Origin of the sequence: Streptomyces sp. NPDC056452 (assembly GCF_042796085.1) — a bacterium.
In the GTDB taxonomy this organism is placed as follows: Bacteria; Actinomycetota; Actinomycetes; order Streptomycetales; family Streptomycetaceae; genus Streptomyces.
On record NZ_JBHTRI010000015.1, the window covers coordinates 1 to 25,374 of the forward strand.

Consider the following 25,374-nt stretch of genomic DNA (forward strand, 5'->3'; position numbering starts at 1 on the left):
TGCGGGTTGGGGGCAACTCCATGCGACCCATAAAAATTGAGCCCCCGGCCGGTAACACCCGGGGGCGGGGGGGGGGTCGGGGAATTTGCCACGCCCCCCGCCCGTCGGCGGAGCTTCGTACCTGCGGGACTACCGCAGGAAGGGGTCCACCGCGATGGCGACGAACAAGAGGGAGACATAGGTGATGGACCAGTGGAACAGTCGCATCTCCTTGAGCTTTCCGCCGGTCACCCCGGCCCTGGCCCGGTTCTGCAGGCCGTGCGCCTCCCAGAGCCAGAAGCCGCCGGCCAGCAGGGCCACAGCCGTGTAGAACCAGCCGGTGTAGCCCAGCGGGGTGAGCAGCAGCGAGACGCCGACCATCACCCAGCTGTAGACGACGATCTGGCGGGCGACCACCCGGTTGGAGGCGACGACCGGGAGCATCGGGACGCCGACCCGGGCGTAGTCCTCCTTCACCTTCATCGACAGCGGCCAGTAGTGCGGCGGCGTCCAGAAGAAGATGACGGCGAAAAGAATGACTGCGGCCCAGGACATCGAATTGGTCACGGCGGACCAGCCGATGAGCACGGGCATGCAGCCGGCGATTCCGCCCCAGACGATGTTCTGCGAGGTCCGGCGCTTGAGCAGCATCGTGTAGACGACGACATAGAACAGAAGTGCGCCGAGCGAGAGCGCGGCCGAGAGCCAGTTGACGAGCAGGCCGAACCAGACCGTCGAAATCACTCCGAGGGCGATTCCGAAGACCAGGCACTCGCGCGGGCTCACCATGCCGGTGACCAGCGGCCTCTGGGACGTACGGTCCATCAGCGCGTCGATGTCACGGTCGATATACATGTTGAGCGCATTGGCACCGCCCGCGGAGAGATATCCGCCGATGGTGGTGGTGACTACGAGCCACAGGTCGGGCACGCCTTGAGCGGCAAGAAACATCACCGGAACGGTGGTGATCAGCAGCAACTCGATGATGCGCGGCTTGGTAAGTGCCACGAATGCCTTGATGCGGGCCCCGAACGGGCGTTGGCCCACTGGGCTCGGAGTCAAGGCGACCCCTGCGGGTCGGGACTCGACGGCCGTCACGCACACCCCTGACAGAGAAATCCCAGCAAGCTCCGGGCATGAAGGCCCGGTAAAGACTTGCGCGAACCAGACCACTGTAGACGTTGCGGATACGCCGCTCTTCGCGGGGGTGGGGTCGTGTTGGGGTGGCGCAGAAGTGAACGGTGGCGCTCATACGGGAGGCGAACTCCGCAGGTCGCCCGCACTGTGGAAAGGGCAGAAGTGAGGCCTTGTTCCGGGGGTAGGCTCGGCAATGCCCGGTGCGGTATCAGCCACCGGTTTACGAACAGTGGAGAGGAGCCCTGACTCAGGGTGAGCACCAAGCCGACCACCACAGACCTCCAGTGGACCGAATTGGACCAGCGGGCCGTGGACACTGTCCGCGTCCTCGCCGCGGACGCCGTACAGAAAGTCGGAAACGGCCACCCGGGTACGGCGATGAGCCTGGCTCCTGCCGCGTACACCCTCTTCCAGAAGGTGATGCGCCACGACCCGGCGGACGCCGACTGGACCGGCCGCGACCGGTTCGTCCTTTCCGCGGGCCACTCCAGCCTGACGCTCTACATCCAGCTCTACCTGGCCGGTTACGGCCTGGAGCTGGACGACCTCAAGGCCTTCCGCACCTGGGGCTCCAAGACGCCCGGCCACCCGGAGTACGGCCACACCACCGGCGTCGAGACGACGACCGGCCCGCTCGGTCAGGGTGTCGCGAACGCCGTGGGCATGGCGATGGCCTCCCGTTACGAGCGCGGCCTGTTCGACCCGGAGGCGAGCCCCGGCACCTCCCCGTTCGACCACACGATCTGGGTCATCGCCGGTGACGGCTGCCTCCAGGAGGGCATCTCCGCCGAGGCGTCCTCGCTCGCCGGCCACCAGAAGCTCGGCAACCTGGTGCTCCTGTGGGACGACAACCACATCTCGATCGAGGGCGACACGGAGACCGCGGTCTCCGAGGACACCCTCAAGCGGTACGAGTCCTACGGCTGGCACGTCCAGCGCGTCGACCAGTCGCCCAGCGGCGACCTGGACCCCGAGGGCCTCTACCGGGCGCTGCTGGCCGCCAAGGCCGAGACCGAGCGCCCGTCGTTCATCGCGGCCCGCTCGATCATCGCCTGGCCCGCCCCGAACGCCCAGAACACCGAGGCCGCACACGGCTCGGCGCTCGGCGACGAGGAGATCGCGGCCACCAAGCGGGTGCTCGGCTTCGACCCGGAGAAGACCTTCGAGGTCTCCGACGAGGTCATCTCGCACACCCGTGAGGCACTGGACCGCGGCCGTGAGGCCCAGGCCGAGTGGGAGAAGTCCTTCGCGGCGTGGCGCACGGCCAGCCCGGAGCGCGCCGCCGAGTTCGACCGCATCTCCGCGGGCGAGCTGCCCGAGGGCTGGGAGGACAAGCTTCCCGTCTTCGAGGCCGGCCACGGTGTCGCCACCCGTGCGGCCTCCGGCAAGGTCCTGCAGGCGCTCGGCGGGGTCATCCCCGAGCTGTGGGGCGGCTCGGCCGACCTGGCCGGTTCGAACAACACCACGATCGACAAGACGTCGTCGTTCCTCCCGGCAGGCAACCCGCTGCCCGAGGCCGACCCGTACGGCCGGACGATCCACTTCGGCATCCGCGAGCACTCGATGGCCGCGGCCATGAACGGCATCGCACTGCACGGCAACACCCGTATCTACGGCGGCACCTTCCTGGTGTTCTCCGACTACATGCGCAACGCCGTGCGCCTGTCCGCGCTGATGCACCTGCCGGTGACGTACGTGTGGACGCACGACTCGGTCGGCCTCGGTGAGGACGGTCCGACCCACCAGCCGGTCGAGCACATCGCCTCGCTGCGCGCCATCCCGGGCCTCAACGTCGTCCGCCCGGCCGACGCCAACGAGACCACGATCGCCTGGCGCGAGATCCTTCGCCGCTACACCAAGGTGTTCGGCAAGGGCGCCCCGCACGGTCTGGCGCTGACCCGCCAGGGTGTGCCGACGTACGCGGCGAACGAGGACGCGGCCAAGGGCGGCTACGTCCTGTTCGAGGCCGAGGGCGGCGAGCCGCAGGCCGTTCTGATCGGTACGGGCTCCGAGGTCCAGCTGGCCGTCGAGGCGCGGGACGAGCTCCAGGCGGCCGGTGTTCCGACCCGTGTGGTCTCGATGCCGTGTGTCGAGTGGTTCGAGGAGCAGGACCAGGAGTACAAGGACAGCGTGCTGCCGCCGTCCGTCAAGGCCCGTGTCGCCGTCGAGGCCGGCATCGGTCTGACCTGGCACCGGTACGTGGGTGACGCGGGCCGGATCGTCTCGCTGGAGCACTTCGGTGCCTCGGCCGACGCCAAGGTCCTCTTCCGCGAGTTCGGCTTCACCGCCGGCCACGTGGCCGCCGCCGCCCGGGAATCTCTCGCCGCCACCGCGCGCTGACCCGGTTATACGACTAGTAGGAGATGCAATTCTCATGACAGACGCACTCAAGCGCCTCTCCGACGAGGGCGTGGCGATCTGGCTCGATGACCTTTCCCGTACCCGGATCACCTCCGGCAACCTGGCCGAGCTGATCGACCAGAGCCACGTCGTGGGTGTCACGACCAACCCGTCGATCTTCCAGAAGGCGATCTCCGAGGGCCACGGTTACGACCAGCAGCTCACCGACCTCGCCACCCGCAAGGTCACGGTCGACGAGGCCATCCGCATGATCACGACGGCCGACGTCCGCGACGCCGCCGACATCCTGCGCCCGGTCTTCGACGCCACCGACGGCCAGGACGGCCGGGTCTCCATCGAGGTCGACCCGCGCCTGGCCCACCGCACGGCGGCCACCGTCGCCGAGGCCAAGCAGCTTGCCTGGCTGGTGGACCGGCCGAACACGCTCATCAAGATCCCGGCGACCAAGGCCGGCCTGCCGGCGATCACCGAGGTCATCGGCAAGGGCATCAGCGTCAACGTGACGCTGATCTTCTCGCTGGAGCGCTACCGCGAGGTCATGGACGCCTACCTGGCGGGCCTGGAGAAGGCGAAGGCCGCGGGCCTGGACCTCTCCAAGATCCACTCGGTGGCCTCGTTCTTCGTGTCCCGTGTGGACAGCGAGATCGACAAGCGCCTGGACGCCGTGGGCACCGACGAGGCGAAGGCACTGAAGGGCAAGGCCGCTCTGGCCAACGCCCGCCTCGCCTACGAGGCGTACGAGGAGGTCTTCTCCTCCGACCGCTGGGCGGCCCTGGACAAGGCCCGCGCCAACAAGCAGCGTCCACTGTGGGCCTCCACGGGCGTGAAGGACCCCGCGTACAAGGACACCCTGTACGTGGACGACCTGGTCGCCCCCGGCACGGTGAACACCATGCCCGAGGGCACGCTGAACGCCACGGCGGACCACGGACAGATCACGGGCAACACCATCGTCGGCACCTACGAGCAGGCACGTGCCGAGCTCGACGCCGTCGGGAAGCTCGGGGTCAGCTACGACGACGTCGTCCAGCTCCTCGAGGACGAGGGCGTCGAGAAGTTCGAGGCTGCCTGGATCGACCTGCTCAACTCCACCGAGGCCGAGCTCAAGCGCCTCGCTCCTTCGGAGGGCTGACCACCTTGTCTGGTGTTCCCGGAGTGAACCCGCTCCGTGACGCCCAGGACCGACGGCTCCCGCGTATCGCGGGGCCGTCGGGCCTGGTGATCTTTGGCGTCACGGGCGATTTGTCCCGTAAAAAGCTGATGCCCGCCGTCTACGACCTGGCCAACCGCGGCCTGCTGCCGCCGGGCTTCTCGCTCATCGGTTTCGCACGCCGCGAGTGGCAGGACGAGGACTTCGCCCAGGAGGTCCACGACGCCGTCAAGCAGCACGCGCGTACGCCGTTCCGTGAAGAGGTCTGGCAGCAGCTCATCCAGGGGATGCGCTTCGTCCAGGGCAACTTCGACGACGACGACGCCTTCGAGACCCTGAAGGCCACGATCCAGGAGCTCGACAAGGCACAGGGCACGGGAGGCAACTTCGCCTTCTACCTGTCCGTACCGCCGAAGTTCTTCCCCAAGGTCGTCCAGCAGCTCAAGAAGCACGGGCTCGCGGACCAGAAGGAGGGCTCCTGGCGGCGTGCCGTCATCGAGAAGCCGTTCGGGCACGACCTCACCAGCGCGCAGGAGCTCAACCAGCTCGTGCACGATGTGTTCCCGCCGAACGAGGTCTTCCGTATCGACCACTACCTCGGCAAGGAGACGGTCCAGAACATCCTGGCGCTGCGCTTCGCCAACACGATGTTCGAGCCGATCTGGAACAGGTCGTACGTCGACCACATCCAGATCACGATGGCCGAGGACATCGGCATCGGCGGCCGGGCCGGCTACTACGACGGCATCGGCGCAGCCCGTGACGTCATCCAGAACCACCTGCTCCAGCTGCTGGCGCTGACCGCGATGGAGGAGCCCGGCTCCTTCCACCCGAAGGCCCTGGTCGCCGAGAAGCTCAAGGTGCTCACGGCGGTGGAACTGCCGGACGACCTGGGCAAGCACACCGTGCGCGGCCAGTACGCGCACGCGTGGCAGGGCGGCGAGGAAGTCCCCGGCTATCTGGAGGAGGACGGTATCGACCCCAAGTCGAAGACCGACACCTTCGCCGCGATCAAGCTGACGATCAACAACCGCCGCTGGGCGGGCGTGCCGTTCTACCTCCGTACCGGAAAGCGGCTCGGTCGCCGGGTCACGGAGATCGCGGTCGTCTTCAAGCGCGCCCCGTACCTGCCCTTCGAGTCCGGTGCGACGGAGGAGCTGGGCGGCAACGCCCTGGTCATCCGGGTGCAGCCGGACGAGGGCGTCACGGTGCGGTTCGGCTCCAAGGTGCCCGGTACCTCCATGGAGGTACGGGACGTCACGATGGACTTCGCGTACGGCGAGTCCTTCACGGAGTCCAGCCCGGAGGCGTACGAGCGGCTTCTCCTGGATGTCCTGCTCGGCGACGCCAACCTCTTCCCGCGCCACCAGGAGGTCGAGCTCTCCTGGAACATCCTCGACCCGATCGAGGAGTACTGGGACAAGCACGGCAAGCCCGCCCAGTACGCGGCCGGCACCTGGGGTCCGGCCGAAGCCGACGAGATGCTCGCACGCGACGGACGGAGCTGGCGCCGGCCATGAAGATCGATCTCACGGAAACCACGTCCAGCAAGATCAACCAGGCCCTGGTGTCGGCCCGCCGTTCCATCGGCACCCCGGCCATCGGAATGGTGCTCACCCTCGTCGTCGTCACCGACGAGGAGAACGCCTACGACGCCCTCCGGGCGGCGGCCGACTCCTCGCGCGAGCACCCCTCGCGCATCATCGCGGTGATCAAGCGGATCAGCCGTTCGCCGCGCAGCCGGCGTGACGCCCGCCTCGACGCCGAGGTGCGGGTCGGTTCCGACTCGGGCTCCGGCGAGACCGTCGTCCTGCGTCTGCACGGCGAGCTGGCCAATCACGCCCAGTCGGTCGTCCTGCCGCTGCTGCTGCCGGACGCCCCGGTCGTGGTGTGGTGGCCCGAGGACGCCCCGGCGGACCCGGCGAAGGACCCGCTGGGTGCGCTGGCCCAGCGCCGTATCACCGACACGTACTCGGCCGAGCACCCGCTCGACGAGCTCGCGGTGCGTGCGGCGACGTACCAGCCGGGCGACACCGACCTGGCGTGGACCCGCATCACGCCGTGGCGCTCGATGCTGGCGGCCGCGCTCGACCAGCAGCCCGCCCAGGTCGTCTCGGCGACGGTCGAGGGCGAGTCGGACAACCCGAGCTGCGAACTGCTGGCCATGTGGCTCGCGGACCGGCTCGGTGTCCCGGTGGAGCGCACCCTGTCCGCCGGTCCCGGTCTTACGGCCGTCCGGCTGGAGACCAAGAACGGTGTCATCGTTCTGGACCGGGCCGACGGCTCGCTGGCCACGCTCTCCATGGTGGGCCAGCCGGACCGTGCGGTGGCGCTGAAGCGGCGGGAGACCGCCGAGCTCCTCGCGGAGGAGCTGCGACGGCTGGACCCGGACAACATCTACGAGGCCACGGTGAAGTTCGGCGTGGAGCGTCTCGGCGGTCCCGCCGAGGCGTCCTCGGTCGGTGCCGGGCACAAGCCGTCGTCCCCCGCCGGGGCCGCGGCCCCGGCGGCGAAGAAGGCCGCGGCCAAGAAGGCGGCCTCGAAGTGAGTGCTCCGCAGCTCGTCGTGCACCGCGACAAGGAGCTGATGGCCCAGGCCGCGGCGGCCCGGCTGATCACGAAGATCGTGGACGCCCAGGCCGCACGCGGATCGGCCTCCGTGGTCCTCACCGGCGGGCGCAACGGCAACGGCCTGCTGGCCGCGCTCGCCGGTTCGCCCGCGCGGGACGCGATCGACTGGTCGCGGCTCGACCTGTGGTGGGGCGACGAGCGGTTCCTGCCCGAGGGCGACCCGGAGCGCAACGTCACGCAGGCCCGCGAGGCCCTGCTGGACGCGGTGGCCCTGGACCCGTCCCGGGTGCACGCGATGCCTGCTTCGGACGGTCCGTACGGCGGCGACGCGGATGCCGCCGCCGCCGGGTACGCGGCCGAACTGGCTGCCGCGGCGGGCCCGGAGGACCACGGGCCCGTACCGACGTTCGATGTGCTGATGCTGGGCGTCGGCCCGGACACGCATGTCGCGTCGCTCTTCCCGGAGCTGCCGGCGGTACGGGAGACCGAGCGCACCGTCGTCGGTGTGCACGGCGCTCCCAAGCCGCCGCCCACCCGTGTCTCGCTCACGCTGCCCGCCATCCGGGCCGCGCGCGAGGTGTGGCTCCTGGCGGCGGGTGAGGACAAGGCCGAGGCGGCGGAGATCGCGCTGTCCGGTGCCGGGGAGATCCAGGCCCCGGCGGCGGGCGCGTACGGCCGCAGCCGCACGCTGTGGCTGCTGGACGCGGCGGCGGCCTCGCGGCTGCCGCGTGCGCTCTACCCGCCTGCCTCCGCGTAGGCACTGGTCGTCCGAGGCCCGGTTCCGCTCCCAGGAGCGTGGCCGGGCCTCCGTCGTGCCAGGGTGGCGCCATGGTGCGAATCGGGACTGTGGTGATGGGCGCGTCGGACGTACGGCGTGCGGCGGACTTCTGGATGGCGGCGCTCGGCTACGTGGAGCGTGAGCCGCTCGAGGACGACTGGGTGGTGCTGGTCCCGGCCGAGGGGCACGGCGCCGGACTGGCCCTGGGGCGGAGCCAGTCGCCCGTGCAGGAGGTGCCGCGCGTCCACCTCGATCTGTACACCGCCGAGCAGGACGCCGAGGTGGCGCGGCTGACGGGCCTGGGGGCGCGGCCGGTGGCGTGGGAGCTCTATCCGCCGGATCCGGACTTCGTGGTTCTCGCGGACACCGAGGGCAACCGCTTCTGCGTCATCGACACGACGCACGGCTGACCCGTGCCGCTCAGGTGCGCTCCAGGAACGGCTCCAGCAGGCCGGGCACGGCCTCCGCGGCGAAGGTGAGGCCTTCGGAGGAATCGGTGTCGTGCGCGGTGTACGCCCCGGCCCCGGCTGCCGTCGTGGCGGTGACACTCAACAGCCCGGCCCGGCGCTGGAAGCAGGACTGCTTCACCGTCCAGCCGATCACCCCGGTCCGCTGCAGGGCCGCCGTGGACCGCCGGACGGTACCGGACCGGGTCACGAGGTAGTCGCCGCTGACGGTGTGCCCCAGTGCCCGGTACGCGTCGAGGGCCAGCAGCACGGCGAGGGGAAGGAACACCACGGCACAGGCCAGCGCGATCCACAGGAGTACGGGCGTGAGTACGGCGCCCAGCACCGCCAGGGCCAGCACGGGGACCAGAACGGCCCCCAGCGCGCGGCGCAGCCTCCTGCTCCGGGCCGCGCGGGGGTGGGTGGTCAGCGGGGCACCGGTCGGGGTCCTTCTCTCCCGCAGGACCTCGGCCGCGATCGTGTCGGCCAGCGCACGGGGCGCGGCCGGGAGCAGGGTGTTGTGGTCGGCGCCCTGCGCTTCCTCGTCCTTGGCCAGCCCCGTGGTGATCGCGTCCACCCGCGCGGCGCCGAACAGCCGTACGCCGAGCGGTTCCACCAGGTCCACTCCGCGCAGCCGGCGTTCCTCGACGGAGAGGGAGCGGGAGGTCAGCAGCCCCCGCCGCACCCGCAGGGTGCCGCCGGGTTCGCGTTCCAGGCGGTAGTTCCACCACATCTCGACCCAGAGGCCGAGTGCCCCGACGACACCGGCGGCCAGGGCCGCACCCACCATGACCAGGATCGCCCAGACCAGCGGGGTGTCGAGGAAGCGGTCCGCGACCCAGTCGATCACCTCTCCCTGCACCCCGGCCCACTCGCTGATCTGCAGCAGACCGCCGACCGCGGCGCCACCCAGTGCGGGAGCGACGAAGGAGACCGGTGCGTAGCGGATCCAGTGCGGGTCGAGCGTGGCCAGTTCGCCCTCGCGGTGCGTCCCGGAGCCCGACTCCGCGGCACGGTCGAGGAGTTCGTGACGCAGCCGCTCCCCCTCGGCCCGGGCGACGGGGTCGAGTTCCAGGGTGGATTCGCTGCCGGCCTGTTCGCCGGTGCCGATGCGCACCGTGACCAGCCCGAGGAGCCGCAGCTGGACGGGGGCGGTGAGGTCGACGCTGCGGATCCGTGTCCGGTCCAGTGAGCGCCGTTTGACCAGCAGGAGCCCGGTGTGCAGATCGACGCGTTCGGGGCCGATGCGGTAGCGGGTGCGCCGCCACCGCACGTAGTCACCGGCGGCGGCGCACCCGATCAGGACAACCGCCCCGGCCAGCGCCCAGCCGATGGCTCGCGCGTATCCGAACCGGCCGGACAGCGCGAGGACGGCCGGTACGGCGGCGCCGGCCGCGACTCCTGCCGTGACGAGCGCGGTGACCAGCACCGTGCGCGGGTGGATCCGCCGCCACCGGGGGTCCTCGGCCGCGGCGGTGCTCACGTGGCGTCCCCGGGGGTGGCCTGCGTGACCCTGGTCAGCCGTTCGGCGAGCTCGGCCGCGACCTCGTGGCCGAGGCCCTCGATCTGCACGGCCCCCTTGGCGGACGCGGTGGTGACCGTGACCGTGGCCAGTCCGAAGAGCTGCTCCAGCGGGCCCCGCACGGTGTCCACGGTCTGGATGCGGGACATCGGCGCGATCCGCCACTCCTGCAGGAAGACACCGGTCCGTACGTAGACCGCGTCGTCGGTGACCTCCCACCGGTGGGTGCGGAACCACCAGAGGGGGAAGAGGACGGCGCACAGCAGGCCGATGACGGCCAGGGCCGCCGCGGGCACCAGGAGCCAGAACCTGGCCGGAGCGATGAAGGCTCCCAGCAGGCCCAGCACGGCCACCGCAGCGCCCGTCAGCAGCAGCCACTGGGCCCGCCACCAGCCGACGGCCCGCGGAGCCGGCGCGTTCCGCGGCGGCCTGAGTACTACCGTCCCCGCCCCCCTGCCCATCGGCTCAGCGACCCCGCAGCGTGCGGTACGCGGAGACGAGGGCGGCGGTGGAGCTGTCGAGCTCCTCGGCGCCGGTGCCCTCGGTCAGGACCGGCTCGATCTTCCTGGCGAGGACCTTGCCGAGCTCGACGCCCCACTGGTCGAAGGAGTCGATGTTCCAGACGGCGCCCTGGACGAAGACCTTGTGCTCGTACAGCGCGATCAGCTGGCCGAGCACCGACGGGCTGAGCCGGTCGGCGAGGATCGTGGTCGTCGGGTGGTTGCCGCGGAAGGTCTTGTGCGGAACGAGTTCCTCGGCGACGCCCTCCGCGCGGACCTCTTCGGGCGTCTTGCCGAAGGCGAGGGCCTGGGTCTGGGCGAAGAAGTTGGCCATCAGCAGGTCGTGCTGGGCGATCAGGCCGGGCAGCAGGTCGCCGACGGGCGCGGCGAAGCCGATGAAGTCCGCCGGGATGACCTTCGTGCCCTGGTGGATCAGCTGGTAGTAGGCGTGCTGGCCGTTGGTGCCGGGGGTGCCCCAGACGACCGGGCCGGTCTGCCAGTCGACCGGATTGCCGTCCCGGTCCACGGACTTGCCGTTGGACTCCATGTCCAGCTGCTGCAAGTACGCGGTGAACTTGGACAGGTAGTGGCTGTAGGGCAGCACGGCGTGGGACTGGGCGTCGAAGAACGCGCCGTACCAGACACCCAGCAGACCCAGCAGGAGCGGGGCGTTCTCCTCGGCGGGCGCGGTGCGGAAGTGCTCGTCGACGAGGTGGAAGCCGTCGAGCATCTCGCGGAACCGGTCCGGACCGATGGCGATCATCAGCGAGAGGCCGATCGCCGAGTCGTAGGAGTAGCGGCCGCCGACCCAGTCCCAGAACTCGAACATGTTGGCCGTGTCGATGCCGAAGTCCGCGACCTTGTCCGCGTTGGTCGACAGCGCCACGAAGTGCTTGGCGACGGCGTCCTGACCGGCCCTCAGCTCGGTGAGCAGCCAGTCGCGGGCGGAGGTGGCGTTGGTGATGGTCTCGATCGTGGTGAAGGTCTTGGACGCGACGATGAACAGCGTCTCCGCCGGGTCGAGTCCCTGTACGGCCTCGTGCAGGTCCGCACCGTCGACGTTGGACACGAAGCGGACGGTGAGCGAGCGGTCGGTGAAGGAGCGCAGCACCTCGTACGCCATGGCGGGGCCGAGGTCGGAGCCGCCGATGCCGATGTTCACGATGTTCTTGATGGGCTTGCCGGTGTGACCGGTCCACTCGCCCGCCCTGACCCGGTCGGAGAAGGCGGCCATCTTGTCGAGGACGGCGTGCACGGCCGGCACCACGTTCTCGCCGTCGACCTCGATCACGGCGTCGCGCGGGGCGCGGAGCGCGGTGTGCAGGACGGCGCGGTCCTCGGTGGTGTTGATCTTCTCGCCGCGGAACATCGCGTCCCGCAGCCCGGCGACGTCCGTGGCGGCGGCGAGCTCGCGCAGCAGGCCCAGCGTCTCGTCGGTGACCAGGTGCTTGGAGTAATCGATGTGGAGGTCGCCGACCCGGAGGGTGTACGCGCTCCCGCGGTCCGGCGCGTCCGCGAACAGCTGACGCAGATCGGTGCCGCCGAACTCCTCACGGTGCTTGCCGAGAGCCGTCCACTCGGGCATCTGATTGAGCTTCGTTCGGCTTTGTGCGTTCATCCGGGAAATCGCCCACTTCTACTCGTACCTGCAACATCCCCGCTGCCCCACCAACCTAATTGATCGGAAGGGCGCGACGGGGCAGCAGCGGGCTGCGGGACGACATACGGATTCCGGCCGGGCACCCATGGGGTGACCGGCCGGTGAACAGCTCTCAGATTTCGCCGCGGAGTTTTGCGAGGGCTTCGGCGAGGATCGCTTCGCCGTCCGCGTCGCTGCGCCGCTCGCGCACGTACGCCAGGTGCGTCTTGTACGGCTCGGTGCGCGGGGGCGCCGGCGGATTGTCCCGGTCCTGGCCGGCCGGGAAGCCGCACCGCGGGCAGTCCCAGGTCTCCGGTACCTGCGCGTCATGGGCGAAGCTCGGCTGCGTCTCGTGCTCGTTCGAGCACCAGAAGGAGATGCGGAGGCGCGGCGCGGACTCGCCGCGCTCGGCCTCCCCCATCGGCCCCGCTCCGACCCGGCTTCCCCGGATCGCGTTGCCACTTGCCACGGTCGTAACTCCCTGCGTGATGGTGCTCGAAGATGCCCCAGTCTACGTAAGGCCCAACGCGCGTCCAGTAGAAGGAGTTACACCCTCACCGGGAATCGCGAGCGACGGGTCAGCTGTCCAGCTTGATGAGCAGACCAAGGACGACAATGCACGCGAACCAGGCCAGACCAACCACAACGGTAATGCGGTCGAGGTTACGCTCGGCGACCGACGAGCCGCCCACGGACGACTGCATTCCGCCACCGAACATGTCGGAGAGGCCGCCGCCCTTTCCCTTGTGCATCAGCACCAGCAGCATCAGCAGCAGGCTGAAGACGATCAGGGCGATCTCGAACGCCAAAATCACGGCTGGTCCCTACTTTCCGGAATCTTTAGGACTGCATGTACGAACAGCGGGGGCCTGAGGGGGATACCCCTCTCGGCCCCCGCAAGGGTACGACGGATCGGCGCTACCGCATACTCACTGGTCGCGGAAGCGGACGATCTTGACGAACTCGTCGGCGTCCAGGGCGGCGCCGCCGATGAGCGCACCGTCCACATCGGGCTGCGCCATGATGGCCGCGACGTTGCCGGACTTCACCGAGCCGCCGTACTGGATACGGACGGCGTCGGCCAGCTCCTGCGAGTACAGCTCGGCGAGGCGGCGGCGGATCGCACCGCAGACCTCCTGGGCGTCCTCGGGGGTGGCGACCTCGCCGGTCCCGATGGCCCAGACCGGCTCGTACGCGATCACGATGGACTCGGCCTGCTCGGCCGGGACGTCCTTCAGGGCACCGTCGAGCTGCGCGAGGGTGTGGGAGACCTGCTCACCGGCCTTGCGGACGTCCAGGCCCTCACCGACGCAGAGGATCGGCGTCAGACCGTGCTTGTAGGCGGCCTTCACCTTGGCGTTGCAGATCTCGTCGTTCTCGCCGTGGTACTGGCGGCGCTCGCTGTGGCCGACGGCCACGTACGTGCACTTCAGCTTGGCGAGCATCGGGCCGGAGATCTCACCGGTGTACGCGCCGGAGTCGTGCGCGGAGATGTCCTGGGCGCCGTACTTGATCTTCAGCTTGTCGCCGTCGATCAGGGTCTGCACGGAGCGCAGGTCGGTGAAGGGCGGCAGGACGGCGACCTCTACGGCGTCGTAGTCCTTGTCGGCCAGCGCGAAGGCGAGCTTCTGGGTGTGGGCGATGGCCTCGAGGTGGTTGAGGTTCATCTTCCAGTTGCCCGCCATCAGCGGGGTGCGGGTGCTCATTAAGGGTCAGTCCTCCAGTGCGGCGAGGCCGGGAAGCGTCTTGCCCTCGAGGTATTCGAGGCTGGCGCCGCCACCGGTCGAGATATGGCCGAATGCGTTCTCGTCGAAGCCCAGGATGCGGACGGCGGCTGCGGAGTCCCCGCCGCCGACGACGCTGAAGGCCGAGGAGTCGACGAGGGCCTGGGCGACCGCCTTGGTGCCCTCGGCGTAGTCGGGGTGCTCGAAGACGCCCATCGGGCCGTTCCAGAAGACGGTGGCCGCGTCGGCGAGCTTCGAGGCGTAGAGCTTGTTGGTCTCCGGGCCGTTGTCCAGGCCCATCACGCCGGCCGGAATGGCGTCGGCGGCGACGGTGGTGGGGTTGCCCGGGGTCTTGGCCTTGAGGTCCGGGAACTGCGCGGAGACGACGACGTCGACGGGGAGCACGAACTCCACGCCCTTCTCCTCGGCGCGCTTGAGGTAGCCGAGCACCGCCGGGATCTGGTCCTCCTGGAGGAGGGAGCTGCCGACCTCGTGGCCCTGGGCCTTGAGGAAGGTGTAGGCCATGCCGCCGCCGATGAGGATGCGGTCGGCCTTCTCCAGCAGGTGGTCGATCACGCCGAGCTTGTCGGAGACCTTGGAGCCGCCGAGGACCACGGCGTACGGGCGCGTGACGTCCTCGGTGAGCTTCTTGAGGACGCCGACCTCGGTGGCGATCAGGCCGCCGGCCGCGTGCGGCAGCCGGGCCGGGAGGTCGAAGACCGAGGCGTGCTTGCGGTGGACGGCACCGAAGCCGTCGCCCACGTACACGTCGGCGAGCTCGGCGAGCTGATCGGCGAAGGCGCCGCGCTCGGCGTCGTCCTTCGACGTCTCGCCGGCGTTGAAGCGGAGGTTCTCGATGACGGCGACCTGGCCGTCGGTGAGAGCGGCGACCGTGGCGCGGGCGGACTCGCCGACGGTGTCGGTCGCGAAGGCGACCTCGGCACCGAGCAGCTCACCGAGGCGCGCGGCGGCGGGAGCCAGCGAGAACGCCGGGTCCGGGGCGCCCTTGGGGCGGCCGAGGTGCGAGGCGACGACGACCCGCGCGCCGGCTTCGGCGAGCCTGGCGACCGTCGGCTGGACGGCGCGGATGCGGCCGTCGTCGGTGATCGTGGTGCCGTCGAGCGGCACGTTGAGGTCGGCGCGGACGAATACCCGCTTGCCGGCGACCCCTTCGGCGAGAAGTTCGTCGATCGTCTTCATCTTGTTCGCGGTACTCCTTGGAAGGACGGATGAGCACGCAAGGGGCTCGGACGGCGCCACGTTGCGCCGCCCGAGCCCCTTACTCACATCGAGATGCCTGCCGATCCGAGGATCAGAGCTGCTCGCCGACGAAGACCGTCAGGTCGACGAGGCGGTTGGAGTAACCCCACTCGTTGTCGTACCAGCCGAGGATCTTCACCGACGTACCCTCCTGGACCATGGTCAGGGAGGAGTCGAAGGTGCAGGAGGACGGGTCGCCGACGATGTCCGAGGACACGATCGGGTCCTCGGTGTAGGTCAGGAAACCCTTGAGGTCGCCGTCGTCGGAGGCCTTCTTGAACGCGGCGTTGACCTCGTCCTTGGTGACCTCGCGCTGCAGCGTCACGACGAGGTCGGTAGCGGAACCGGTCGGGACCGGGACGCGCATCGCGATGCCGTCGAGCTTGCCCTTGAGCTGCGGCAGGACCAGAGCGGTCGCCTTGGCGGCACCGGTCGTGGTCGGAATGATGTTCTCGGCCGCGGCGCGGGCGCGACGCAGGTCCGAGTGCGGGAAGTCCAGGATCCGCTGGTCGTTCGTGTACGCGTGGACCGTCGTCATCAGGCCCTTGACGATGCCGAAGTTCTCGTCCAGAACCTTGGCCATCGGCGCCACACAGTTGGTGGTGCAGGAGGCGTTGGAGATGACGTGGTGGTTGGCCGCGTCGTACTTGTCCTGGTTGACGCCCATCACGATGGTGATGTCCTCGTCCTTGGCCGGAGCCGAGATGAGGACCTTCTTGGCGCCACCCGCGATGTGCTTCGCGGCGTCGGCCTTCTTGGTGAAGATGCCGGTCGACTCGATGACGATGTCGACGCCCAGCTGACCCCAGGGGATGTCGGCCGGGTTGCGCTCGGAGAGCACCTTGATGGTGTGACCGTCGACGGTGATGGTGTCGGCGGTGTGGCTCACCTCTGCCTTGAGACGACCCAGAATGGTGTCGTACTTCAGCAGGTGGGCCGTGGTCGCAGTGTCACCCAGGTCGTTGACAGCCACGATCTCGATGTCCGCACCCTGCTCCAGCAGCGCGCGGAAATAGTTACGACCGATGCGGCCAAAGCCGTTGATGCCTACGCGGATCGTCACGAACCGATCTCCTCGTTAGGTACGCCGGTTTTCGACGCCGGCGAGTTGTATGGGATGTCCCCGACCGCCTCCGACCCTACCTCTCCGAGGGCCCGGTAGTGACATCGAGTAGGCGCGGAACGGACAGCGAGGTCCGTACTCCCGAGTAGGAATACGGACCTCCGGTACTGCTGCAATCGCACGGGCGGGGCACCGGCCCCACCCGTGCGACGGTTACGGAGCGTCAACGCCCCAGGCTTCTCAGCGCCTTTCCGATCAGCTGCTTCCGCTCGGCGGCACCGGCCACGTGTTCGAGGCCGAAGCCGAGCAGCACGGTGTCGCGGGTCGTGACGGCGGCCTGCGAATGGAACAGCGGTCCGGAACGGGTCCAGTCGGCCGTGTTCTGCGGGCTGCCGGCCGGCGCCCCGGGGGTGCTCCAGGGGCCGAGGGCGGTCTCGAAGCCCTCGGTGTCCCGGGGCGTCCCGCCGACGACGAGCTCGGTGTCGTCCACGAAGACCCCGATGCCGCCCGAGCCCGGGTCGGTGACGTAGGAGACCGAGAGCTCGACCTGCTTGCCCGCGTACGCGGCGAGGGCCACGGAGACCTGCTGCCAGCCGTTGGAGCTGCCCGTGAACCGGTTCCAGCTGCCGGTCGTCCCGGTGCCGGTGCAGGCGTCGCCGCCGACGGTCAGGTAGTGGGTGAGGAAGGGGTGGAGCTGGGCGTAGTAGCCCTCCTCGCAGTCCGTGGGCAGGCCGGTGTCGGTGCCGCCGTTGGCGTCGGGCAGGGTCGTCCAGTCGTCCTGGCCCACGGTGCGGGCCTCGATGACGACATTGTCGTACCCCTCCTCGGTGTCGTAACTGAGCTGGAACCGCAGGCCCGGGGCGTCCGCCGCGGTGGTGCCCGTCAGGTCGACGGTGCGGGAGAGCCTCTTGTAGGAGTCGTCCTGGTGGGTGGCGGCGGCGAACCAGGAGCCCCCGTACGGCTCGAAGGGTGTGCGGACCCCCGGGTAGTCACCCGCCGCGGCGCTGCGGAACTGCGGGAACTCCTCCGGGTCCAGCGTGTCCGAGGTGACGGTGTACGCGCCCGCCGCCTCCAGTGCGTTGTCCGGGACGTCGCCGAGCGTTCCCGTCGCCCCGGACAGCCGTCCGGAGCCCGCGAAGGAGGGCGGCGACTTCAGCCCGACCCTGTTGTACGCGCCGAGGTAGTACTGCGAGAAGTCGTCGGTGCCTCCGGCGCCGGTGACGGTTCCGCCCGCCTGCTCGCCGGCGTTGATCAGCTTGCCGCCCTCGTTGACGTAGGAGCGGACCGCGAGCATGGTCGCGGCGGCCGGGCGCTGGGCCCCGGTGTACCAGACGACGGTACGGAAGTGGCTGAGCACCCCGAGGGCGTTCGGGGTGCCGTTCGCGGCGACGTCCCAGACGGCCGCTCCGTGGCCGTTGGCCGCGAGCGCCCCGGTGTACGCGGCGGTGTGCCGGGCGGGGGCGCCCTCCTCGGCGATCACCAGGGTGTCGCCGCGCGGCCGGTCGGCGACGGTGTAGCTGAAGGGGGTGCTGGAGGTGCGCTTGCCGGCTGCCGTGCGGCCGGTGAACCAGACCGTGACGGTGTCGCCCTCGTCGGCGTCCTCGACCTCGGCGCGGTACTGGTCGAAGTGGAGGTTGTCCTCGCCTCCGTAGGTCTCGCCGCCCTTCCAGGCCTTGAGCCGCTCGGTGTGCGTGCGCCCGCCGTCGATGCGGTAGTTGAGGCGCTTGTCGCGGACGGACTTGCGGGCGGTGACCGCCACTTCCTGGTCGCCGCCGCGGGCGTAGGAGGTGGTGAAGGCGTCAGGGGTGAAGTCGGGCGCGTCGATGCCGACCGGGGAGACCGGCCGGTCGGGGTGCGCGGCGGACTCGGCGACCGCGAGCGCGAACGGGACGTTCTTGGCGAACTCCTGCTGGATCAGCTTCTCGTCGTCCGGGAAGCGGAAGATCGAGCCGCAGTCGGCCGGTTCCCACGCGTCGTCGGGGTCGATCCGGGAGGCGGTCGCACACGTCGACATCTCCGGCGTGAACATCATCATCCTGTTGACGTTGGCCGCGTGTCCGTCGGCCTCGCCGTTGGTGACGTACAGCTCGGAGGAGACCTGTGAGCGGTATCCCGGGATGGCGGGCTTCTCCGGTGTCCCGGCGAGTGCCTTGTAGACGATGTCGTCGGGTGTGTCCGTGGCGACCTGCCATCCCACTCCGTACAGCAACAGCTGTGCGGCGGAGTGGTAGTTGATCCCGTACTGGAAGCCGATGCGCTTCTGGAAGGCGTCCAGTGCCCTGGTCTCCGGCTCGGAGGCGGGCGCGGTGCCGCGGAAGGTCTCGTCGCCCGGGTCCGGCGACGAACCCTCGTTGTCGTAGCCCCACTTGTAGCGGAAGTTGCGGTTGAGGTCGACGCCGTCACCGGGGGTGATGGCACCGTCGCCGTTGTTGTCGCGGAGGTTCTTGCGCCAGTCCCGTTCGCCGGTGAACGTGTAGTCGTAGCCGTCGGGGTTGGCGGAGAGCACGAACCACAGTTCGGTGGTGTCGACGATCCTCGTGATCCGCGGGTCCTTGCCGTACCCGTCGAGGTAGTGGTGCATCAGCCGGCGGGTCATCTCCGGGGTGATCCACTCCCGGGCGTGCTGGTTGGACATGTACAGCGTGGCGGGCCTGGAGCCGTCCTTGGCCTTCTTGGCGCCCTTGGTGAGCTTCAGGGCGAGGATGTCCTGGCCGCGGACGGTCTTCCCGATGCTGACGACCTTGGTGAGGCCGGGGTTGGCCTGGGCGGTCGCGAGGATCTCCTTCTGCAGGCCGTTCTCGCCGCTGTACGGGCGGAAGACGCCGTCGCCGGCTGCAGCGACCCGCTTCGAGGCCTTGGCGGAGAGGGTGTGCTCGGTGATCTCGACGCCCTTGCCGCGCAGCTCTCCGGCCTGCCGTTCGGTGAGGTAGAGCTCGATGGTGGCCGAGCCCCGGTCGGGCACCTGCTCGCTCAGCTCGTGGCTGTCGGTGCCCGCCTCGGCCAGCAGCGGCAGCTGGGCCGCGGAGACCTCCGCGTGCCAGACACCCAGACCGTCCGCGCCGCCGCCCCTCCCCTGGTCCGCCTGGGCAACGGGTACCGCCAGTCCGGCCATCAGTAATGAAGCCGCGGCGAGGATCGCTCGCGCTCTGCGTCTCATGAGCCCCCCATGCAGTTGTCTGTCACTTCCGTCCGCCGGGTCGGCGGACAGAGGACAGGTTCGTGATGGTCCATGGTCATGTCAATAGGGCCTCGTTGCGGCACAAAAAGCGTGTACCGGGCATGCAAGCGGGGTGCGTGAGGACTGTCCCGGCGATGCCGCCGCCGACGCCCTCGGGAGGTGCGCCGGCGGCGGAAGGTACGCGGACGCTCAGCCGACGAGACCGTCGGCCAGCTCCTCACTGAGGGTGGACTCCGTGCCCGGGATACCGAGGTCCTGGGCCCGCTTGTCGGCCATGGCCAGCAGCCGCCGGATCCGGCCCGCGACCGCGTCCTTGGTCAGCGGCGGGTCGGCGAGGGCGCCCAGCTCCTCCAGGGAGGCCTGCTTGTGCTCCATGCGCAGCCGTCCGGCCGCCGCGAGGTGCTCCGGGACCTCCTCGCCCAGGATCTCCAGCGCGCGCCCCACACGGGCGCCTGCGGCCACCGCGGCCCGGGCGGAGCGGCGGAGGTTGGCGTCGTCGAAGTTGGCGAGCCGGTTGGCTGTGGCGCGGACCTCGCGCCGCATCCGGCGCTCCTCCCAGGCCAGCACCGACTCATGGGCGCCGAGGCGGGTCAGCAGCGCGCCGATGGCGTCGCCGTCCCGGACGACGACGCGGTCCACCCCGCGGACCTCGCGGGCCTTGGCCGCGATCGAGAGCCTGCGGGCGGCGCCGACCAGGGCGAGGGCCGCCTCCGGGCCGGGGCAGGTCACCTCGAGCGAGGAGGAGCGGCCGGGCTCGGTGAGCGAACCGTGGGCCAGGAAGGCCCCGCGCCAGGCGGCCTCGGCGTCACAGGTGGCCCCCGAGACCACCTGCGGGGGCAGTCCGCGGATCGGCCGGCCGCGGCCGTCCACCAGCCCGGTCTGGCGGGCCAGCTGATCGCCGCCCGCCACCACGCGTACGACATAGCGGGAGCCCCGGCGCAGTCCGCCGGGAGCCATCACGATCAGCTCCGAGCTGTGCCCGAAGATCTCCAGGATGTCCCGCTTCAGCCGGCGCGCCGCCATCGCCGTGTCGAGTTCGGCCTCGATCACAATCCGGCCGCTCACCAGGTGCAGCCCGCCCGCGAATCGAAGAATCGCCGAGACCTCTGCTTTTCTGCAGCAGGTCCGGGTCACGGGAAGCCGAGAGATTTCGTCCTTCACCGCTGGCGTCATCGCCATGGGCCGATCCTTCCATGCATCCGAAAAATACGGTCGTACGCGGCAGCCAACAGCTCCGGATCGTGAATCGGAACACCGTCGGGCGAGGCCACCGGGGCCAGCTCGACCGCGGCTCCGAGCCGCTTGGCGGCGTCGGCGAGGGACTCACGGTCGGGCACGGCAGCCTCGTCGGCCAGCACCACGTCCAAGGCGAGTTTAGGGGCGTGTCGTCCCAAAACCTCCAAATGACGCTGCGGTGAGAAGCCTTCTGTTTCACCGGGTTGCGGTGCGAGGTTCAGCGAGAGGACCTTTCGGGCCTTCGTGGAGACCAGCGCGTCGAGCAGTTCGGGCACCAGCAGGTGCGGAATCACGGAGGAGAACCATGACCCCGGGCCGAGGACCACCCAGTCCGCGTCGAGGACGGCCGCGACCGCTTCCGGGACCGCCGGCGGGTCTGCGGGCACCAGGTGGACGGACTGCACCTCACCGGGGGTGAGCGCCACAGTGGCCTGTCCCCGCACGGTCACTATGTCCTCGGGACGCTCCGGGTCGTGACCCCGTACGAGCGCCTGGAGCTCCAGGGGTACGGCGGACATGGGCAGCACCCTGCCGTGCGCGCCGAGCAGCTTGCCGACCAGGTCGAGCGCCTGCACGTGGTCGCCCAGCTGTTCCCAGAGGGCGACGATCAGCAGGTTGCCCACCGCGTGCTCGTGCAGGTCGCCCTTGGACTCGAAGCGGTGCTGGATGACCTGGGCCCAGGTCTGGCCCCACTCGTCGTCCCCGCACAGCGCGGCCAGCGCCTTGCGCAGGTCGCCGGGCGGCAGGACGCCCAGCTCCTCCCGGAGCCGGCCACTGGAGCCCCCGTCGTCGGCGACGGTGACGACGGCCGTGAGATCACCGGTGATCCGGCGCAGCGCCGTGAGCGACGCCGACAGGCCCATACCGCCGCCGAGGGCGACGACCTTGGGCTGCGCGCCCCGCTTCCGGCCGGAGAGCGCGGAGGTCGCTCTGCTCAGCCTGCGCAGGCGCAGATTGCGACTGGTCACTCGCGCCCCATGTCCCGGTGTACGAGCACGGTCTCGATACCTTCCGTGGCCAGCCGGGCGGACAGCTTCTCCGACATCGCCACGGAACGGTGCTTGCCGCCCGTACAGCCGACGGCGATGGTCACATAGCGCTTGCCCTCGCGGCGGTAGCCCGCGGCGATCAGCTGGAGCAGCTCCGTGTACTGGTTGAGGAACTCCTTGGCGCCGGGCTGGTCGAAGACGTAGTCGGAGACCTCCTCGTTGAGCCCGGTGAAGGGACGCAGCTCGGGGACCCAGTGCGGGTTCGGCAGGAAGCGGCAGTCGACGACGAGGTCGGCGTCGACGGGCAGGCCGTACTTGAAGCCGAACGACATCACCGTGGCCCGCAGCTCCGGCTCCTCGTCGCCGGCGAACTGGGCGTCCATCTTGGCCCGCAGTTCGTGCACGTTGAGGCTGGAGGTGTCGATCACCAGGTCGGCGTCGCCCCGCAGCTCGCGCAGCAGATCCCGCTCGGCCGCGATGCCGTCGACGATCCGGCCGTCGCCCTGGAGGGGGTGCGGGCGGCGGACCGACTCGAACCGGCGTACGAGCGCGTCGTCGGAGGACTCCAGGAAGACGATCCGCCGGGTGACGTGCTTGGCCTCCAGGTCCGCGAGGGACTGCCGGAGGTTGTCGAAGAAGCGGCGGCCCCGTACGTCGACGACGACGGCGATACGGGCGACGTTGCCCTGGGACCGGGCGCCGAGCTCCACCATCGTGGGGATCAGCTCGGGCGGGAGGTTGTCGACGACGAACCAGCCGAGGTCCTCCAGACACTTGGCGGCGGTGCTGCGCCCGGCGCCCGACATACCCGAGATGATCACCAGCTCGGGGATGGCCGGCACGGCGGCCTCGGCCTTCTCCTTGGTGCTTCCCGTACTCACGTCTGCTGCTCCGTCTGCTCGGTCGTTCTGGCGTTCATGCGCGTGCTCGGTCATGACGTGCTGCCCCCGTCGTCCTCTTCCATGATCTCTCCTGTGGCCGTGTTCACGGCGGGCGCGGCCGGGGCGGCCGTGGCGAGGGCCGCGGCCACTGATTCCGCCGTCCTGCGGCCTATCCCCGGAACCTCGCAGATCTCGTCGATTGTCGCCTGCCTCAGCTTCTTCACGGAGCCGAAATGCTTGATCAGCGCCTGCTTGCGGGTCTCACCGAGACCGGCGACGTCGTCCAGCGGGCTGCTGCGGATGCGCTTGGCCCGCTTGGCGCGCTGATAGGTGATCGCGAAGCGGTGGGCCTCGTCGCGGATGCGCTGGAGGAGGTAGAGGCCTTCGCTGGACCGGGGCAGGACCACCGGGTCGTCGTCATCGGGCAGCCAGACCTCTTCGAGGCGCTTGGCGAGGCCGCAGACCGCGATGTCGTCGATTCCCAGCTCGTCCAGGGCGCGCTTGGCCGCGGCGACCTGGGGCTGCCCGCCGTCGACGACGACGAGCTGCGGCGGGTAGGCGAACCGCTTGGGACGGCCGTCGTCCTCACGGGGCTCTTCGCGGGGTTCCTCACGGGGCTCTTCACCGGGCACGGTGGGGGCGTCGGCCAGGGCGGTGGGCGCGCCTCCGGCGGCGCCTGCGGGCGCGGGCTCCGGGGACCCTGCCGGCCCCAGGGGCGCGGGTGACCCGGGTGCCGGTACGGGGCCCGTGGCGGCCGGAGTCTCCTCCCACTCCCCCGTGCGCTCCTTCTCCTGGAGGTAGCGCTTGAAGCGGCGCCCGATGACCTCGTGCATCGACCGGACGTCGTCCTGGCCCTCGAAGCCCTTGATCTGGAAGCGGCGGTACTCGCTCTTGCGCGCGAGTCCGTCCTCGAACACCACCATGGAGGCGACCACGTCGTCACCCTGCAGATGCGAGATGTCGAAGCACTCGACCCGCAGCGGTGCCGTGTCCAGGCCGAGCGCCTCGGCGATCTCCTCCAGGGCCCGGGAGCGGGTCGTGAGGTCGGAGGCGCGCTTGGTCTTGTGCAGCCCCAGGGCCTGCTGGGCGTTGCGCTGGACCGTGACCATCAGGTCCTTCTTGTCGCCCCGCTGCGGGATGCGCAGGCTGACCTGGGAGCCCCGGCGGTCCGCGAGCCACTGGGAGACGGCTTCCGGGTCCTCGGGGAGCGCCGGGACGAGGACCTCCTTGGGGACGGAGTCACCCTTCTCCTCCCCGTACAGCTGCTGGAGCGCGTGCTCGACCAGGCCCGCCGTGTCGACGGCCTCGACCTTGTCGGTGACCCAGCCGCGCTGGCCGCGCACCCTTCCGCCGCGGACGTGGAAGATCTGGACGGCGGCCTCGAGCTCGTCCTCGGCCACCGCGATCAGGTCGGCGTCGGTGGCGTCGGCAAGGACGACGGCGCTCTTCTCCATGGCCCGCTTGAGCGCCTCGGCGTCGTCGCGCAGCCGGGCCGCCCTCTCGTACTCCATCTCCTCGGCCGCCAGCATCATGTCCTTCTCCAGGCGGCGGATGTACGTACCCGTCCGTCCGGCCATGAAGTCGCAGAAGTCCTCGGCCAGTTCGCGGTGCTCATCGGGGCTGACCCTTCCGACGCAGGGGGCCGAGCACTTGCCGATGTAACCGAGGAGGCAGGGGCGGCCGGTCCTGGCGGCGTTCTTGAACACCCCGGCGGAGCAGGTGCGCAGGGGGAAGACCCGGAGCATGAGGTCGACCGTCTCCCGGATCGCCCAGGCGTGACCGTACGGACCGAAGTAGCGCACGCCCTTCTTCTTGGCGCCGCGCATGACCTGGACGCGCGGGAACTCCTCGTTGAGCGTGACCGCGAGGTAGGGATAGCTCTTGTCGTCGCGGTACTTGACGTTGAACCGGGGGTCGTACTCCTTGATCCAGGAGTACTCCAGCTGGAGCGCCTCGACCTCGGTGGAGACGACGGTCCATTCGACGGAGGCGGCCGTGGTGACCATCGTGCGCGTGCGCGGGTGGAGGCCGGCCAGGTCCTGGAAGTAGTTCGCCAGGCGCTGGCGCAGGTTCTTGGCCTTCCCGACGTAGATCACCCGGCGGTGCTCGTCGCGGAATTTGTAGACCCCCGGGGAGTCGGGGATCTGTCCCGGCTTGGGGCGGTAGCTGGAGGGGTCTGCCATGTCTCACACCCTACTTGCGGGCGGTGACAGCGCGGCATTCTCGCAGGGGATCCGCCCTCCGGCGAGCGCGGGGACCGGGGGCCGTCAGGGGTGCGCCCGACGCAGGTCCGGAGGCGGTCGCGCCGCCCGCTGTCAGGCTTCGGGGCCCGCGACCAGCTTTCCGCCCTCGACCTTCACCGGGACGGCGGGCAGCGGCACGGTGGCCGGGCCGTGCAGCGCCTTGCCGGTCGTCATGTCGAACCGGCTGCCGTGGCACGGGCAGTTGCCCTCGTTGCCCTCGACCTTGTCCAGGAGACAGCCCGCGTGGGTGCACTGCGCGCTGAACGCCTTGTACTGGCCCTTCGCCGGGCAGCTCACGACGAGCCGCTGCTCCCGGTAGAGCTTCGCCCCGCCGACCGGGACCTCGTCGGCGGCGCCCAGTTCGACGGGCGCGGTGGGCGTCGGCGTCTGTGCGTGGCCGAGCTTCGAGTCGGTCGAGCAGGCGGCCACTCCCAGCCCGGCGGCACCGGCGAGAGCGGCGCCCTTCAGTACGGTACGGCGGGCGGCGGGCAGGCCGGACATGCGGTCTCCACTGGTCGGGGGGACAGAGAGGCGTCGTTCGTGCCCCGCGGGACCGGATGCCCACGGACATCGGGCCCAGGTGGCACCTGAAGGCATCGGCGACAGACCCGACGATACCGGCGGAGAACGCCGCCCCTTCGACCGGGCCCGCCCGGACCCCGGCCGGCGGGGGCGGAGACCGGGGCGCGGCCGGCCGGGGCCAGGGACGGCACCGAGG

At 70.1% G+C, this 25,374-nt stretch carries 21 protein-coding genes; 6 read left to right on the forward strand and 15 right to left on the reverse strand.

Features of this window, described 5'->3' with window-relative positions:
- Positions 1–129: 129 nt before the first annotated feature.
- Positions 130–1,083, reverse strand: coding sequence for a heme o synthase (locus ACFQ6X_RS16765; RefSeq protein ID WP_383182095.1), 954 nt, complete (start codon positions 1,081–1,083; stop codon positions 130–132).
- A gap of 285 nt (positions 1,084–1,368) precedes the next feature.
- Here ACFQ6X_RS16765 and tkt point away from each other — a divergent pair, with 285 nt between their 5' ends.
- The 6 genes from tkt (at position 1,369) to ACFQ6X_RS16795 (ending at position 8,385) form a co-directional block, all read left to right on the forward strand.
- The gene (gene tkt / locus ACFQ6X_RS16770; protein ID WP_383182097.1) at positions 1,369–3,456 is read left to right on the forward strand and encodes a transketolase; all 2,088 of its coding nucleotides are present in this window, start codon (positions 1,369–1,371) and stop codon (positions 3,454–3,456) included.
- Between the two features lie 34 nt (positions 3,457–3,490).
- Positions 3,491–4,609 (forward strand): transaldolase, encoded by a 1,119-nt coding sequence (gene tal / locus ACFQ6X_RS16775; RefSeq protein ID WP_383182099.1) that lies wholly within the window; start codon positions 3,491–3,493, stop codon positions 4,607–4,609.
- Between the two features lie 5 nt (positions 4,610–4,614).
- A complete protein-coding gene (zwf, locus tag ACFQ6X_RS16780) occupies positions 4,615–6,147 on the forward strand; it encodes a glucose-6-phosphate dehydrogenase (RefSeq protein ID WP_383182101.1) in 1,533 nt (510 codons plus the stop codon).
- Positions 6,144–7,175, forward strand: coding sequence for a glucose-6-phosphate dehydrogenase assembly protein OpcA (opcA, locus tag ACFQ6X_RS16785; protein ID WP_383182103.1), 1,032 nt, complete (start codon positions 6,144–6,146; stop codon positions 7,173–7,175). Before zwf ends, opcA begins: the two co-directional genes overlap by 4 nt.
- Positions 7,172–7,954, forward strand: a complete 783-nt coding sequence (pgl, locus tag ACFQ6X_RS16790; RefSeq protein ID WP_383182105.1) for a 6-phosphogluconolactonase — start codon at positions 7,172–7,174, stop codon at positions 7,952–7,954. The genes opcA and pgl overlap by 4 nt, the downstream gene beginning before the upstream one ends.
- A gap of 71 nt (positions 7,955–8,025) precedes the next feature.
- On the forward strand, positions 8,026–8,385 hold the full coding sequence (locus ACFQ6X_RS16795) for a VOC family protein (protein WP_383182107.1): 360 nt from the start codon (positions 8,026–8,028) through the stop codon (positions 8,383–8,385).
- 10 nt (positions 8,386–8,395) lie between these two features.
- Here the strand turns inward: ACFQ6X_RS16795 and ACFQ6X_RS16800 are convergent, their stop codons facing one another.
- The 14 genes from ACFQ6X_RS16800 to ACFQ6X_RS16865 all read right to left on the reverse strand — a co-directional run bounded on the left by ACFQ6X_RS16800 (position 8,396) and on the right by ACFQ6X_RS16865 (position 25,157).
- Complete coding sequence (locus tag ACFQ6X_RS16800) at positions 8,396–9,904, reverse strand: PH domain-containing protein (protein WP_383182109.1); 1,509 nt, start codon at positions 9,902–9,904, stop codon at positions 8,396–8,398.
- Positions 9,901–10,404 carry a PH domain-containing protein gene (locus ACFQ6X_RS16805; protein ID WP_383182111.1) on the reverse strand — a complete coding sequence of 168 codons (504 nt, stop codon included), beginning with the start codon at positions 10,402–10,404 and terminating at the stop codon, positions 9,901–9,903. Before ACFQ6X_RS16805 ends, ACFQ6X_RS16800 begins: the two co-directional genes overlap by 4 nt.
- A gap of 4 nt (positions 10,405–10,408) precedes the next feature.
- A complete protein-coding gene (pgi, locus tag ACFQ6X_RS16810; protein ID WP_383182113.1) occupies positions 10,409–12,061 on the reverse strand; it encodes a glucose-6-phosphate isomerase in 1,653 nt (550 codons plus the stop codon).
- 154 nt (positions 12,062–12,215) lie between these two features.
- Positions 12,216–12,551, reverse strand: a complete 336-nt coding sequence (locus ACFQ6X_RS16815; protein WP_079099553.1) for an RNA polymerase-binding protein RbpA — start codon at positions 12,549–12,551, stop codon at positions 12,216–12,218.
- A gap of 109 nt (positions 12,552–12,660) precedes the next feature.
- Complete coding sequence (gene secG / locus ACFQ6X_RS16820; RefSeq protein ID WP_069172160.1) at positions 12,661–12,897, reverse strand: preprotein translocase subunit SecG; 237 nt, start codon at positions 12,895–12,897, stop codon at positions 12,661–12,663.
- 114 nt (positions 12,898–13,011) lie between these two features.
- The gene (gene tpiA / locus ACFQ6X_RS16825; protein WP_383182116.1) at positions 13,012–13,788 is read right to left on the reverse strand and encodes a triose-phosphate isomerase; all 777 of its coding nucleotides are present in this window, start codon (positions 13,786–13,788) and stop codon (positions 13,012–13,014) included.
- 6 nt (positions 13,789–13,794) lie between these two features.
- Positions 13,795–15,006 carry a phosphoglycerate kinase gene (locus ACFQ6X_RS16830; protein ID WP_383182118.1) on the reverse strand — a complete coding sequence of 404 codons (1,212 nt, stop codon included), beginning with the start codon at positions 15,004–15,006 and terminating at the stop codon, positions 13,795–13,797.
- 112 nt (positions 15,007–15,118) lie between these two features.
- Positions 15,119–16,129, reverse strand: a complete 1,011-nt coding sequence (gene gap / locus ACFQ6X_RS16835; protein ID WP_351176312.1) for a type I glyceraldehyde-3-phosphate dehydrogenase — start codon at positions 16,127–16,129, stop codon at positions 15,119–15,121.
- Between the two features lie 223 nt (positions 16,130–16,352).
- Entirely contained in the window at positions 16,353–19,286 is a 2,934-nt protein-coding gene (locus ACFQ6X_RS16840; RefSeq protein WP_383182121.1) for a M14 family zinc carboxypeptidase, read from the reverse strand.
- 210 nt (positions 19,287–19,496) lie between these two features.
- Complete coding sequence (gene whiA, locus ACFQ6X_RS16845) at positions 19,497–20,486, reverse strand: DNA-binding protein WhiA (protein ID WP_030919772.1); 990 nt, start codon at positions 20,484–20,486, stop codon at positions 19,497–19,499.
- Positions 20,477–21,511 carry a uridine diphosphate-N-acetylglucosamine-binding protein YvcK gene (gene yvcK, locus ACFQ6X_RS16850; protein WP_383182123.1) on the reverse strand — a complete coding sequence of 345 codons (1,035 nt, stop codon included), beginning with the start codon at positions 21,509–21,511 and terminating at the stop codon, positions 20,477–20,479. Before yvcK ends, whiA begins: the two co-directional genes overlap by 10 nt.
- A complete protein-coding gene (rapZ, locus tag ACFQ6X_RS16855; RefSeq protein ID WP_383182125.1) occupies positions 21,508–22,467 on the reverse strand; it encodes an RNase adapter RapZ in 960 nt (319 codons plus the stop codon). Before rapZ ends, yvcK begins: the two co-directional genes overlap by 4 nt.
- Positions 22,464–24,596, reverse strand: a complete 2,133-nt coding sequence (gene uvrC / locus ACFQ6X_RS16860; protein WP_383182127.1) for an excinuclease ABC subunit UvrC — start codon at positions 24,594–24,596, stop codon at positions 22,464–22,466. The genes rapZ and uvrC overlap by 4 nt, the downstream gene beginning before the upstream one ends.
- 132 nt (positions 24,597–24,728) lie before the next feature.
- A complete protein-coding gene (locus tag ACFQ6X_RS16865; RefSeq protein WP_383182129.1) occupies positions 24,729–25,157 on the reverse strand; it encodes a Rieske (2Fe-2S) protein in 429 nt (142 codons plus the stop codon).
- Positions 25,158–25,374: the final 217 nt, after the last annotated feature.

Bases quoted from the DNA above. Each gene is read 5' to 3' on its own strand.
- ACFQ6X_RS16805 (WP_383182111.1), bottom strand. From the start codon at position 10,404: ATGGGCAGGGGGGCGGGGACGGTAGTACTCAGGCCGCCGCGGAACGCG.
- tpiA (WP_383182116.1), bottom strand. From the start codon at position 13,788: ATGAGCACCCGCACCCCGCTGATGGCGGGCAACTGGAAGATGAACCTC.
- ACFQ6X_RS16795 (WP_383182107.1), top strand. From the start codon at position 8,026: ATGGTGCGAATCGGGACTGTGGTGATGGGCGCGTCGGACGTACGGCGT.
- whiA (WP_030919772.1), bottom strand. From the start codon at position 20,486: ATGGCGATGACGCCAGCGGTGAAGGACGAAATCTCTCGGCTTCCCGTG.
- ACFQ6X_RS16865 (WP_383182129.1), bottom strand. From the start codon at position 25,157: ATGTCCGGCCTGCCCGCCGCCCGCCGTACCGTACTGAAGGGCGCCGCT.
- opcA (WP_383182103.1), top strand. From the start codon at position 6,144: ATGAAGATCGATCTCACGGAAACCACGTCCAGCAAGATCAACCAGGCC.
- rapZ (WP_383182125.1), bottom strand. From the start codon at position 22,467: ATGACCGAGCACGCGCATGAACGCCAGAACGACCGAGCAGACGGAGCA.
- uvrC (WP_383182127.1), bottom strand. From the start codon at position 24,596: ATGGCAGACCCCTCCAGCTACCGCCCCAAGCCGGGACAGATCCCCGAC.
- ACFQ6X_RS16840 (WP_383182121.1), bottom strand. From the start codon at position 19,286: ATGAGACGCAGAGCGCGAGCGATCCTCGCCGCGGCTTCATTACTGATG.
- tal (WP_383182099.1), top strand. From the start codon at position 3,491: ATGACAGACGCACTCAAGCGCCTCTCCGACGAGGGCGTGGCGATCTGG.
- pgi (WP_383182113.1), bottom strand. From the start codon at position 12,061: ATGAACGCACAAAGCCGAACGAAGCTCAATCAGATGCCCGAGTGGACG.
- ACFQ6X_RS16830 (WP_383182118.1), bottom strand. From the start codon at position 15,006: ATGAAGACGATCGACGAACTTCTCGCCGAAGGGGTCGCCGGCAAGCGG.